Genomic DNA, 12,388 nt, shown 5'->3' with positions numbered 1-12,388 from the left:
CGCCAAGAGCCACGGCTTCCTTGAGGGCGAGCTTGAAGTGGCCTCGGGGCTTCCGCCCATGCTGGCACAGGGCTTGTTTTCAAAACCAGCGACCTATCCCGTGATCATGCGCCTCTCGACCCTGCCTGGCGACATCCTCGACGACAGCGTCTCGACACCCCGCGGCCTTGCCGTGAAGATCATTGGCGTCGAGGGCGAGCGGCTGGAAGGCTCCGAAGGGGACGTCACCCAGGACCTCGTGCTGGTCAACGGACCCGCCTTCGGCGCGCCGACACCGAAAGCCTTCCTCGCCACCCTGAAGCTGCTCGCGGCTACGACCGACAAGGTGCAGGGCTTCAAGAAGGTCGTATCGGGTGCGATGCGTGGCGTACAGGATCTTATCGTCTCCACCACCGGTGCGCCCAACGCCACCGTCGCGACGATGGGCGGCCAGCCCGAGACCAACATCCTTGGCGAGACCTTCTACAGTCAGGTGCCCGTGCGCTTCGGCGACTACGTCGCCAAGTTGTCCGTGGTGCCGGTCGCACCCGAACTGACGGCCTTGACCGACAAGCCCTTGGCGGAGGACGCAGGCCCGAACGCCATACGGGAGGCGGTCGTCGAGTTCTTCCGTGCGAGTGGGGGGCTCTGGGAGGTCAGGGCGCAGCTCTGCACCGGCCTAGACGATATGCCGGTCGAGAACGCCGCCACCGTCTGGCCCGAGAGCGAGAGCCTGTACCAGACCGTCGCGCGGATCCGGGTGAAGCCGCAAACGGCCTGGAGCGAGGCCCGGTCGAGCGCGGTCGACGACGGCCTGTCGTTCAGTCCGTGGCACGGGCTCGCCGCACATCGGCCCCTCGGCGGCATCATGCGCTCGCGCAAGCAGGCCTACGAGATGGGCAAGCGCTTCCGCGCCGAGCGGAACGGTCGCACCATCGCCGAGCCGCGGGAGGCAATGGTGTTGCCTGACTGATCGAGTTCTTTCGGCGGCTGGAGCCGGCTTCGATTTCGCATCCCTCCGCGCGGTCGCACTTAGGCGGTTACCGATATGCGTGCATGCCCGGGATCGAGGTGGGCCTTCATCACAGGACTGACCAGCGAGCTGATTGCGATCGCCGCGCTGCGCGCCGCAGAACCATCACGCGACGCACGCTTGGTCGAGATCCTCGGTCGACCTGTCATGAAACCACAGCCGGTCGGCGCCTACGTGCCAGCGCGCCGGGTCGGCAACGTGCTCTACCTCTCGACGGCGGCCGCGCGGGACGGACACCCATGCCGAGCGGCTGAACCGGGATCTCATCACCTTCCTGTAGGGCTGACCCACACTCCGCTCGCCATCGCCAGCATGATCCGAGGAACCATGACATTGAGCCCGACCCTGCAGCCCGTTACCATCGGCGACCTGACCCTCAAGAACCGCATCGTGAAGGCGCCGCTGATTCGCACCCGGCTAAGGGCGCTGGGTCTTGAAGCGATCGCGCCCGGCGGCGGCGCGCTGCAGTCCGGGGCGTACTGAGCGCGTTCCTCCACACCATCCACACGGCCCCCACGAGCGAGGCGCACGCATGGGTTACCGGTTCCTCATCGACACCAACCTGCCGATCGACACGGACGACGAGGCCGTGGCGGCGGTGCTGCGGGGGTTCGACGTCGCGGTGGACGGCTCGACCGATCTGCCGCTGATCGGCCGCAGGGTCGCGGGGCACGAACCCGACCTTGCCTACATCCCCTCGGCCGACTGGCAGCGCGCCCTGCGCCGGGGGGACCGCCACTACCGCGGCTTCGTCATGCCCACCTCGAAGTTCACCGGCAGCACCGACCTGCCCAGCGTCCTCGTGGTGCGCAAGGACGACCCGGCCGAGGGTCTGATGGACTTGAGGGGGGCGAGTTACGGCTTCATCAACAGTTCCTGCACGTCGAGCTACTTCCCACCGATCGTGATGCTGCACGCCCATGGCATCCGGTTCGCAGATTTCTTCGACGGCCGGCCGGTCGAGGCGTGGCAGGGGCAGGTCGACGCCGTGACCGCGGGCGAGGTGCGCGCCACCATGGTGCCGGAGGACGTCTGGCGCACGACGCCCGGCAACGCCGACACGACGAAGGTCATCGATCGCTACGAAGACGCCAAGCCAGCCGTCATCGTCGCCCGGCGCGGCCTCGACCCCGCACTCCTGTCGGCGCTGACCGATGCCCTAGTGGATTGGGTGCCGCCTTGGTCGGGGGTCTACGGCTGCTTCAAGCCGTTCCTCTACGCCGACGTGCATCACTTCTTCCACGAACTTGGCAAGCTCCCGGCCAATACCTGACCCAGCGAGCGATGTCTCGAATTCATCGTAGGCGCTGCCTCGGGGTGGACGTCAAAGACGCGCTCGTCCTGGCGGAAGGCACGGAGATCTGAACGATAGGCGCTTCGGCTGCGACGTTGGGGGCCTCCAAGCCGCTCGGCTGGATCGCGCCCATTGCCGCCATCCAACCGTCAATGCTGGCAGCCCGAAAGCGGACACTCCCTCAGCGAGTATTTTAGCATCCGGACTCATAGGTATGGCCAAGCGTTACTTCTTCGACCTCGTGTACAGCCGACGCATGAGGCCGGACGGCGATGATATCCTGCTGAGCGATCTTGGTGCGGCCAAAAGGTATGGCACCCGATCGCTTGCCGAACACGTCGTCGCGAAGACGGGGGAACGCGATAAGCAGCTCATTATGTTCGTAAGATTGCCAGTTGGGGGCATGCTGTTCCAGCTGAGCATGGAGATGCATGTGGAGATGGCCGCCGCCGGTAGAAAAGTCGCTCACTATAAAATAAACGCACACACTCGAAGAGTACGTCCTATCGCAGGGCAACCACGGATTATAATCTATGTAAATTTTGAAAAATAGAAAAAATATTACGAGAGAAAGGCGTTTATAGGCAGGAACATCTCCTCGTTGACGCGGTTTTCCAGTCAAGGTCCTCCCAAGGATCTCCGCGAATGACACAGGGAGTTTGAGATGAACGCCAGAACTTTGCGCGTGCCTTTGATCGCTGCGGCTGTGCTTCTTGGAAGCGCTAGCTTAGCTCTCGCACAAGGCGGTGCGGCAGGTGGTGGAGCTGGTGGTGCAGGCACCGGTGGAGGCGCCGGCATGAGCGGCGGCTCTATGGGAACAGGCGGTTCGATGGGTGCGGGTGGTGGAGCCGGCACCGGCATGAGCACGGGCGGTCAGATGAACGACAGGACCGGCACGGGTGGCCGCATGGGGACGGGCAACGCCGGCTCAATGGGAACCGGCTCGGCCGGGAGTTCCGGCTCGATGGGCAACGGAACGGGTGGCTCTTCGGGCACCATGGGTCGCTGATAGCGTCTCACCCCGCCATCCGTCGTAAAATGGGTGGCGGGGCTCTTCTGCCCTACGCAGGTTTGGCAGTTAGCTATCGACGACCCGTGCCTATCTCTCCCCAATCATAGAGTTTATTTGCCTCACACCTCCCTCGATGCGGTGCATAGCTCGTACCGAAACCCGCTGTTCGGTGGTCAGTTCTATATCCGGGACGCTGTCAGGCAGCGCCCGATACCAGCCGTCTGAGGGGGCGTGCTCGTCTCGGGATATGAAACCATGCTGTGCAGAACCGTCGTACCGTTCCTTCTCGCCATAAGCATTGCGACCCCCGTCCTGGCCGAACCCGGCACTATGGGTGAGCCGAAAATACTGATCCATGGCAACTACTGCGGCCCTGGCAACAACGCCCCACTTCCGCCGATCGACGCCCTCGACGCAGCCTGCGCCCGGCACGACGCCTGCACGCCGGACGGTGGGATGCCGTCTCGGGCTTGCAACGTCCGCCTGCAGCGAGAGGCGGATGCGATCTCGCGTGATCCGATGCAGCCTTCTGATGTGAGGGCGATGGCTGGCTTCGTCGCGGCAGGGGCAGCCATGCTTCAGATTGCCGACGAACCCGGTCGCAACCTGACCATGATGCGTCCAGGTGTGAGGCCGTAGCCTTCCGCAAGGCAGGGCGCCCTAACCTCCACGTACACCGCGTGGGAACCGTCGCTGCTCAGCGGGCCTTCCCCGCCCGACATCACGACCGATCGGAGATACCGGCATGCCCTTCCTCGCGGCTAAGGATGGAGCGCAACTCTTCTACAAGGATTGGGGCAGCGGTCGGCCGGTCGTGCTGATCCACGGTTGGCCGCTCGATGCGGACATGTGGGAGTTTCAGCAGCCGGCGCTCACCGAGGCGGGATTGCGCACTATCGCCTACGACCGTCGCGGCTTCGGCCGTTCGGATCAGACCTGGGGTGGCTACGACTACGATACCTTCGCCGATGACCTGAAGGCGGTGCTTGACGCCCTCGACCTGCAGGACGTCGCTCTCATCGGCTTCTCGATGGGTGGAGGCGAGATCGCCCGCTACATGAGCCGGCACGGCGGCGCCCGGGTCACCCGGGCGGCGCTGGTCTCGGCGGTGACGCCGTACATGCTCAAGACCGCCGACAATCCCAAGGGCGTGGATCCGTCTGTGTTCACGGGTATGATCGATGGATTGAAGAAGGACCGCCCGAGCTTCATGGCGACCTTCGCCAAGACCTTCTTCGGGGTCGGGATGCTCTCGTCGCCGGTCTCATCCGACCTGATCCAATGGACCGGCAACCTTGCGATGCTCGCTTCGCCAAAGGCGACGATCGCTAGCGTGACCGCCTTTGGAGAGACTGATTTCCGCGCCGACATGAGCGCGTTCCACGTGCCGACCCTCGTCATCCACGGCGACGCCGACCAGACCGTGCCGATCGACGTGTCGGGCAAGGCTAACGCAGCTGCGATCCCCAGCGCCAAGCTCGTGGTCTACGAAGGCGCCCCTCACGCGATCCCGTTTACCCATGCCGAGCGGCTGAACGGCGATCTCGTGGCATTCCTGAGGGGCTGACCCTCGGTCCGCTCGCCATCGCCATCATGATCCGAGGAGCCATCACATCGAGCCCGATCCTTCAGCTCGTCACCATCGGCGACCTGACCCTCTAGAACCGCATCGTGAAGGCGCTGCTGACCCGCAGTCGGTCTTCGACCGCAGGCGTGCCGCCGGACTTCGCCGCCGACTATTACGGTCAACGCGCCAGCGCCGGCCTGATCGTCTCCCTGGCAACCAACATCTCGCCCCAGGCCGTAGGCTACGCCTACACGCCGGGGATCTGGTCGGATGTATCAAGTCGAGGCCTGAACGCGCGTCGTCTCGACGGTCCACGCCAACGGCGGATGCATTTTCCTCCAGCTCTAGCACACCGGCCGGATATCCCATTCCGACCTTCAGGCGGGGAGCGGGCTCCCGGTTTCGGCCTCGGCGGTGAAGCCGGAGGGGACTGCCTTCACGATGGAGGGGATGAAGCTCCAAGTCACCCTACGGGCGTTAGAAACCGACGAGATCCCCGGCATCGTCAAGGATTGCCGACGCGCGGCCGTGAACGCCAGGCGCGCCGGCTTCGACGGGGTCGAGATCCACTCGGCCGACAACTACTTGCTGGAGTAGTTCGTACGAGACTCAACCAACAGGCGAACCGATCGTTACGGTTGCTCGCTCGCGAATCGTCTCCGCTTTCCGCTCGAAGTGGTCCGCGCGGTGACCGAGGCCTGAGACGGCGGGAACCGCGCCGGCATCCGGCTGTCGCTCGCATCGACCGAACGACTAGGGCGGTTAGAACTGCCAAACAGATTTTGCGCCCAAGAACGCGCATACGAGGTGTCGAACAATGCAAGGGAACCGGCGACTTTTCGAGGATGGGTTACATCTGCTCCACGGAGCGCATCGGCAGGGAGCGGCGCAGGCAAAGCGCAACGACAAGACGGCTACGCTGCCGAAGCTGAAACAGATGCTGGAGGCTGGATCGAAGCAGAACATCGTTCAGCTAAAGCGGTTGGATGAGGTCTTTGCCTCAATCGGCGTCAGGCCCGACCCCAGAAACGATCTCGCCATGCAGGGCATCTGCGATCTCAACGAAGCGGAAATAGCCAAGCACGGGAATGCCGCCGACCGCGACCTCATCAACATCGAGTACGGTCAAGTTGCGGCGCATTTCTACATCGCCCGGTATGGCACGCTGCGTAGCGCCGCACAGGCGCTCGGACACGCCAAAGCAGTCAAGCTCTTAGACCGCACGCTCGTTGAGACCCGCGCGATCGACCGCGCCTTCACGCAACTTTACGATCACCTGCTGGCACGCCGCACTTCGACCCGCTATCCGGGCGAGACCGCGCTCACCACCACGGCGGCCATGCACCCCGGCCTTACGCTCGGGCTGGCGTTTGGCGGTGTGCTGGCCGCGGTCGCACTCTTGGAAGCGGAGCGATCCAAGCGACGTTGAAAGGCGGGCGGACGAGGTGCAACTCCTACGCCGGGTCTGCCGTCGTCTGCTTATGGGGACGAACGAATGTGCCTCAAATGACTGAGACGGGCGCGAGGTCGAACGTCAACTTTATGGCTACCGGTCAACTTCCGTTCGCCACCCGGAGCCGGCCTTACCCAAGGGTCTGACGAACGGCTGCTTTGTGGAGGCGCAAAAAATCGTGGGCGGCCGAGTTGGGTCGGGTGCGGAACGGCGGCTCGGGGTGGAATGGAGCTGGTTCGCTCCTGGTGCACAAAGGTTGAAAGCGGACGCCATCCTCGCGCTCACCCGCGATCTCGAACGCTTACGAGAGCTGGGGCATGAACATCGCGGCGACAGTGTAGGGAGCCTCCGCTCCAAAGAACCAGGCAAGGTCCTCAGCAGATGCGTCGACGACGCGACAGGACGCGGCAGAAGCTCAGATGGATTACCGACCAAATCACCGCATCAGTGAGGGGCCGGTCGTTCCTCTGATCCATGTTGCAGCCGGCTGCCCAAAATGACGGGATAAGCATGCTGGATCGGATCATCCAGACCGCGCAAGGATTTACATGACGCCGACCCTGAAGCCTCTCGCCGAGCAGACCGTCGTCATCACTGGTGCCTCCTCCGGCATCGGCCTCGCAACCGCACGCATGGCCGCCGATCGCGGCGCTCGCGTCATCTTGGCTGCACGCAGCGACGGTGCGCTCCAGCAACTCGCTGACGAAATCAAAAGCAAGGGCGGACGGGCACACGTCGTGGTGGCCGATGTCTGTAAACCGGAGGATCTGACCCGTATCGCCGAAGAGGCGCGCACGACGTTTGGCGGCTTCGACACTTGGGTGAACAACGCCGGCATTGGCCTGTACGGACGCTTGGAGGAGGTCTCCCTTGCAGACATGCGCAAACTGTTCGAAACCAACTTCTGGGGCGAGGTCTATGGCTCGCTGGAGGCGGTAAAGCACCTCAAGAAGCACGGCGGTGCGCTGATCAACGTCGGCAGCGAGGTATCGGAACGGGCAGTGCCGCTTCAGGGGATGTACTCCGCATCGAAACACGCGGTGAAGGGTTTCACCGACGCGCTACGCATGGAGTTGCAGAATGAGGGCGCGCCGGTCTCGGTGACGCTGATCAAGCCCGGACAGATCGACACGCCGTTCACGGTCAATGCCAAGAACTACCTCGACAGCGAGCCGCACCATGTGCCGCCGGTCTACGCACCCGGTGTCGTGGCCGAGGCTATCCTCTCGGCTGCCGAGAAGCCGGTGCGCGACGTCTATGTCGGCGGCGGCGCCAAGGTGATGGCGGAGGTCGCGCATCTAGCGCCCAGCCTGACCGATCGAGGCATGAACGCGAAGATCATCCCGGATACGCCGAGTGGTCGTCCACTGCAGCGCAGCCGTGACCGCAGCGGACTGGATGAGGCGACCGAGATGTTAAGCGAGCGCGGCAATTATGAGGGTCGCGTTCTCGAGACGAGCCTTTACACCAAAGCGGCGCTCAACCCGTTGCTGACAAATGCAGCCGTCGTCGGCGCCGGGCTGGTGCTCGGGGCGATCGTAAAAGCGTTGCCGCACCGTCCAGTGAACATAACCGGATCGGCGGGGAGCACCACGGCCAAGGCGCTGCATATCCATCTCGAGGCCAAGGCCGGACATGAGGCGGAGGTTGAGACCCTGCTCCGGGACATCCTCACTTGTGTCCGACGGGAGCGGGCGACCGCGCCGTGGTACGGTGTCCGGCTCAGCCACTCCACTTTCGGCATCTTCGAAGTCTTCCCCGACGAGGCCGGCCGCGAGGCGCACCTGACAGGTGAGGGAGCAGAGATCCTGATGAAACGTTCGAACGCTCTTCTCAAGGCGCCGGCGCGTCTCGACAAGCTCGACGTCCTGCTGAGCAAACCGGTTTGACCGACGTCATAACCCATCGGACTCTGTTTTAGCATACCGTTATGTCCCTGCAGTTTGAACGCCAGGGCATGGGCCGGACCCTGCTGATGGTCCATGGGCTGGGGGCTAATCTGCGCACCTGGGATTCGCTCTTGACCGCCTTGCGAGGCTCGCGCGAACTGATCTTGGTTGACCTGCCGGGACATGGCCGATCGGCCCAACTCGCGGGCCCGCAGACAGTTGAGGCCCATGCGGACGCCCTCGCCAGCTTTGTGAAGTCGCAATGTCTGACGACAGCTGACCTTGTCGGTACTTCGGTGGGGGGGCCGGCTGGTGCTGGAGTTGGCGCGGCGGGGCATCGGTCGGCACTGCGTGGCGCTCGATCCCGGTGGTTTCTGGTGTGGGTGGGAAACACGCTGGTTTCACTGGACGCTCGCGGCGTCGATACGCCTGGTGCGGTTGCTCCGGCCATTCCATCCTGGCCTGTCGCACCACGCCGTCACCCGCACGCTGCTGCTAGCCCAACTGTCGGCCCGTCCGTGGGTGCTGCCACCGTAGCTTGTCGTAGAGGAGCTGCAGAGCCTAGCGGCCACACCGGTGTTCGATGCGATGCTGTGTGAGTTGGCACGCGGGCCGTTGCGGCAGGGCCAGCAGAGACCCTGGCCGGGTCACCTTAGGATGGGGCCGCCACGACCAGCTGCTGCTGCCGCGCCAGGCTGCCCACGCTCGGGTAGCTTTTCCGTCGGCTCGGCTGCACTGGTTCAATCGCTGCGGCCACTTCCCGCATTGGGATCAGCCTGTCGAAACGGCGCGCGTAATCCTTGAGACGGTCGGCGGGGATGCACTTTGAAAGTGCTTGTCGCAAACCTGAGCCGCGGTCATTTACACGTCGGTTACGGAACGTCCGCTTCACGGCGAAGGGTCAGCGTCCGCTCTTTAACTCCAGCCGAAGTTGCGCGACGGCTGACAAGCGACCGCTTTGGAGAAGCGCAATCAGCAGTCCCGGCGTCTTGGTTGGGTCGTAAGCAGCCGCGAATGGCAGTCTGCTAAAGGCGCATCCATAGCGAACTGACAGCGCCGGTTCTCGATCGCATGGTCTGAGCGGACCGTAGCCACCGGTCTGTTTTGGATGTCTACTGAGACCATCCAAAACGAACTTTCGCAAGCGAACCAGTCATAGCAGACCGGCAAGCCGGAATGTCCCGTAGCAGGCACGTGAGGGCCTACTGAAGGTCTAGAGGGGTCCCCACGGTTATGTCCGCTCAGATCCATCTGCCACCTGAAAGCGGACTGTCGTAAATCCACCCCTAGCGGTCATTCAGCTACTTCGGCCCCTGTGTCCGAAAAACGAACGTTTTCCTTACAGGTGGGCTGGGCCTCTCATCGGCACCCTGAAACAGCCCCGTTTGTGTAAAGAAAATATGTCAGGAAAACTATTGTCAGAAAAACGTTCTTATGTGAATATCCTGACATGCTTGTTGGCTACGCACGTGTGTCCACCCTCGACCAGAACCTGGACCTGCAGCGCGATGCCCTGCTGAAGGCCGGCTGCGAAAAAATCTTCGAGGAGAAGAAGAGCGGTAAGGCCGGCACCAAGCGCCCCGAGTTCGAGGCCGCCCTCGCCTACCTGCGCCCAACCGATCAGCTGGTGGTCTGGAAGCTCGACCGCCTCGGCCGCTCCCTTGTCGAGATGATGCGCACGATAGACGGGCTGCGCCTGAAGGAGGTCCACTTCCGCAGCCTGACCGAGCAGTTCGACAGCGCGACCGCCCACGGCCGCTTCGCCCTGCAGATGCACGGCGCCATGGCCGAGTATTTTCTCGACCTTAACCGTGAGCGGACGATGGAAGGCCTTAAGGCCGCCGTCGCCCGTGGCCGTAAGGGCGGCCGGCGCAAGGCGTTGTCTGAGGGGGATCTGGAGGTGGGGCGTGCGCTACTCGCCGCCGGCAACATCTCGATTGCCGAGATCGCCAAGCGCCTCGGAGTCAGCCGCATGACCTTCTACACCTACTTCCCCCAGGCGCGGACGCGCAGCCAGGCGGCGAAAGGCTAAGCCTCATGCCGATCCGCCCGGAAAACCGCTTCTTTTATCCGATCGACTGGGTGCAGCTCTCGCAGGTGATCCGCTTCGAGCGGGCCAAAGGCTGCTGCGAAGGCTGCGGCCGGCCGCACGGCCAGCTGGTCTGCCATTTGGGCGATGGCCGCTGGTGGGACGAGTCCGCCCAGACCTGGCGCAGCGGCAAGGGTCGCAAGCTGAAGCTGGCGCCGCCAGAGCCGCTCCCAGCCGACACGCCGCGCTATACTACCAGGATGTATCTGGCGTGTGCCCACCTGGATCACGACCCGGGCAATAACGAACCCGCGAACCTCAAGGCGCTCTGCCAGCGCTGCCATATCCTGCACGACCGTGACGAGCACCTACGGCAGCGGTGGGTCACCTATCGGGTGCGCAAAGCCCTTGGCGATCTGTTTCTCGGCCCCTACCCTTTTCGTTATTAGGAGTGATCCGGAGCCGCTTTCCAGACGCCGCGTCGACCGGCGACCCTCACGATCTGATCACGTTGGGCCAGACGATGCAGGTGTGAGCGGAAAGTTGTGTCTTTGACCGTGGGATCGCGCAGCCGAACAGCCTGATGAAGCTCAAAGTTGTTCAAAGGCCGCTTGGCCGCTTTCAGTGCTTCAATGATGACGGTCTCGACAAGAATACGCCCGACGCTATTGCGCCGGGATACGGTTCGCGTGGCGACGTTCTCACGCCTTGCCTTAAGCAGCAGCGTTTCAAGCATGTTGCGCTGCTGCTGCAGCCCCCGGATCTGCTGGTCTACCCCCTCGATCTCGCGTATTAGACGCTGCTCAAGGACCATTCCCTCGTCGCGCTCATTCATCGTTGCAAACACCTTTTTTGCAACATATCTGAAGATGCGGATCATGCCAAAGTCCTTTATCTGCAAGGCTTTGAGAGGGCTTGACAAAAGGCCAGCATGGCGATAGCAACAAGCAGTTGCCTGCTTGTTGCTATCGCCATGCTGAAAATTTGCAACAAATTCAGTTGCAGAACAGCCGGCGTTGCCCCATGTAGATAACAACATGGCCGGTTCCCTCTGCACGCAAGTGTACGGGCCGGTCTTCTTCATTTATAAGTACGGTAATGCCGTACGCCAAACCTTTCCTGACAATTCAGCAGCAGTTGGCTCTGCTTCAACAGCGTGGGCTGCAGATTACTGATGTTGCCAAGGCCAATGCTTGCCTTGGACGGATTGGTTACTACCGGCTGAGTGGCTACCTCCATTCATTCCGTGATTCGCAAGTCGTTAAAGACGCTAATGGCGTCACGACAACGCAGATCCTCGACAATTACCGCGCCGGGACTGACCTGCAGACAATTGTCGACTTGTACGTCTTCGACAAAAAGCTTCGTTTATTGATGCTCGATGCCATGGAGCGCATTGAAGTTGCGTTGCGCGTCGAGGTCGCCACGCTCCTAGGTGCCCGGAGTGGCTGGGCGCATCGGGACCCCGCCCAGCTTAACCAGAGGTTTGTCCAGACGGTCAAACCGGGCAGTCAGCTGCCTCAGCATCAGGAATGGGTCCGCCGCATCGACGATACGTTCGCGCGGTCGAAAGAGGACTTCGTCAAGCACTTCAAATCCAGGTATGCCGGCGATCATCTCCCCATCTGGATGTCGATCGAGCTGTGGGAGTTTGGCACGTTATCCGTGTTCTTCGGTGGGATGCTGGGCAAGGACAAGAACATGATCGCCCAGAAATACGGTGTTCCGCTTGGCCTCGAACTGGAAACCTGGCTGCGCAACCTGAACGTCTGCCGTAATATCTGTGCGCACCACAGCCGGCTCTGGAACAAGCCGTCCGTGATCCAGATGCGCCTGCCCGCCGCCAAGGCCGCTCCCGAGCTCGCGCACATCATCGGCAACACGCATGCTCAAACCCGGGTTTATGGCTCGGCGCTGATTGCCACGTACCTGCTACGGTCGATCAATCCGACCTCGAGCTGGTGCCAGCGGTTCGTTGCCCTGACCAAGGAGTTTCCGCAAACCCCGCATGTCAGCCTGGCCCAAGCCGGGTTTCCGACTGGCTGGGACAAGCAGAGCATCTGGAACTGACCAGGATTTCCGGAAATACGATTTTACAGTGAGCCGTGGCAGCTCGTTCGATCGGCGCTTTG

The 12,388-nt window shown here is 62.6% G+C and carries 13 protein-coding genes and 2 pseudogenes; 14 read left to right on the top strand and 1 reads right to left on the bottom strand.

Features of this window, described 5'->3' with window-relative positions; all coding sequences use genetic code 11:
- The 13 genes and pseudogenes from AAHG09_RS30100 to AAHG09_RS30040 form a co-directional block, all read left to right on the top strand.
- A partial coding sequence (locus AAHG09_RS30100) for a catalase family protein (RefSeq protein ID WP_342111721.1) occupies nt 1–952 on the top strand: 952 nt, incomplete at its 5' end.
- A 180-nt stretch (nt 953–1,132) separates the two neighbouring features.
- Nucleotides 1,133–1,495, top strand: coding sequence for a hypothetical protein (locus AAHG09_RS30095; protein WP_143012201.1), 363 nt, complete (start codon nt 1,133–1,135; stop codon nt 1,493–1,495).
- 49 nt (nt 1,496–1,544) lie between these two features.
- Nucleotides 1,545–2,285, top strand: coding sequence for a phosphate/phosphite/phosphonate ABC transporter substrate-binding protein (locus tag AAHG09_RS30090; protein WP_091713658.1), 741 nt, complete (start codon nt 1,545–1,547; stop codon nt 2,283–2,285).
- Between the two features lie 235 nt (nt 2,286–2,520).
- Nucleotides 2,521–2,859, top strand: a complete 339-nt coding sequence (locus AAHG09_RS30085; protein ID WP_342111718.1) for a hypothetical protein — start codon at nt 2,521–2,523, stop codon at nt 2,857–2,859.
- A 714-nt stretch (nt 2,860–3,573) separates the two neighbouring features.
- A complete protein-coding gene (locus AAHG09_RS30080) occupies nt 3,574–3,957 on the top strand; it encodes a hypothetical protein (protein WP_342111716.1) in 384 nt (127 codons plus the stop codon).
- A gap of 106 nt (nt 3,958–4,063) precedes the next feature.
- Nucleotides 4,064–4,885, top strand: a complete 822-nt coding sequence (locus tag AAHG09_RS30075) for an alpha/beta fold hydrolase (protein WP_091713657.1) — start codon at nt 4,064–4,066, stop codon at nt 4,883–4,885.
- A gap of 104 nt (nt 4,886–4,989) precedes the next feature.
- Nucleotides 4,990–5,103 (top strand): annotated as a pseudogene (locus AAHG09_RS30070) (alkene reductase); the annotation flags it as partial.
- A 142-nt stretch (nt 5,104–5,245) separates the two neighbouring features.
- Nucleotides 5,246–5,587: pseudogene (locus tag AAHG09_RS30065) on the top strand (oxidoreductase).
- A gap of 115 nt (nt 5,588–5,702) precedes the next feature.
- Entirely contained in the window at nt 5,703–6,314 is a 612-nt protein-coding gene (locus tag AAHG09_RS30060) for a DUF892 family protein (protein ID WP_091713655.1), read from the top strand.
- A gap of 572 nt (nt 6,315–6,886) precedes the next feature.
- On the top strand, nt 6,887–8,227 hold the full coding sequence (locus tag AAHG09_RS30055) for an SDR family oxidoreductase (protein ID WP_342111713.1): 1,341 nt from the start codon (nt 6,887–6,889) through the stop codon (nt 8,225–8,227).
- A 41-nt stretch (nt 8,228–8,268) separates the two neighbouring features.
- Complete coding sequence (locus AAHG09_RS30050) at nt 8,269–8,826, top strand: alpha/beta fold hydrolase (RefSeq protein ID WP_143012200.1); 558 nt, start codon at nt 8,269–8,271, stop codon at nt 8,824–8,826.
- Between the two features lie 851 nt (nt 8,827–9,677).
- Nucleotides 9,678–10,259, top strand: a complete 582-nt coding sequence (locus AAHG09_RS30045) for a recombinase family protein (protein ID WP_007558556.1) — start codon at nt 9,678–9,680, stop codon at nt 10,257–10,259.
- Between the two features lie 5 nt (nt 10,260–10,264).
- Nucleotides 10,265–10,705 (top strand): hypothetical protein, encoded by a 441-nt coding sequence (locus AAHG09_RS30040; RefSeq protein WP_342111708.1) that lies wholly within the window; start codon nt 10,265–10,267, stop codon nt 10,703–10,705.
- Here the strand turns inward: AAHG09_RS30040 and AAHG09_RS30035 are convergent.
- A complete protein-coding gene (locus tag AAHG09_RS30035) occupies nt 10,702–11,340 on the bottom strand; it encodes a hypothetical protein (RefSeq protein WP_342111706.1) in 639 nt (212 codons plus the stop codon). The genes AAHG09_RS30040 and AAHG09_RS30035 overlap by 4 nt on opposite strands.
- Before the next feature lie 14 nt (nt 11,341–11,354).
- Between AAHG09_RS30035 and AAHG09_RS30030 the strand changes: the two genes are divergently transcribed.
- Nucleotides 11,355–12,326 carry an Abi family protein gene (locus tag AAHG09_RS30030; RefSeq protein WP_342111705.1) on the top strand — a complete coding sequence of 324 codons (972 nt, stop codon included), beginning with the start codon at nt 11,355–11,357 and terminating at the stop codon, nt 12,324–12,326.
- The last annotated feature ends 62 nt before the right edge of the window (nt 12,327–12,388 follow it).

Origin of the sequence: Methylobacterium guangdongense, assembly GCF_038442355.1 — a bacterium.
GTDB lineage: Bacteria > Pseudomonadota > Alphaproteobacteria > Rhizobiales > Beijerinckiaceae > Methylobacterium > Methylobacterium guangdongense.
This window is presented reverse-complemented; position numbering and strand designations above follow the sequence as displayed.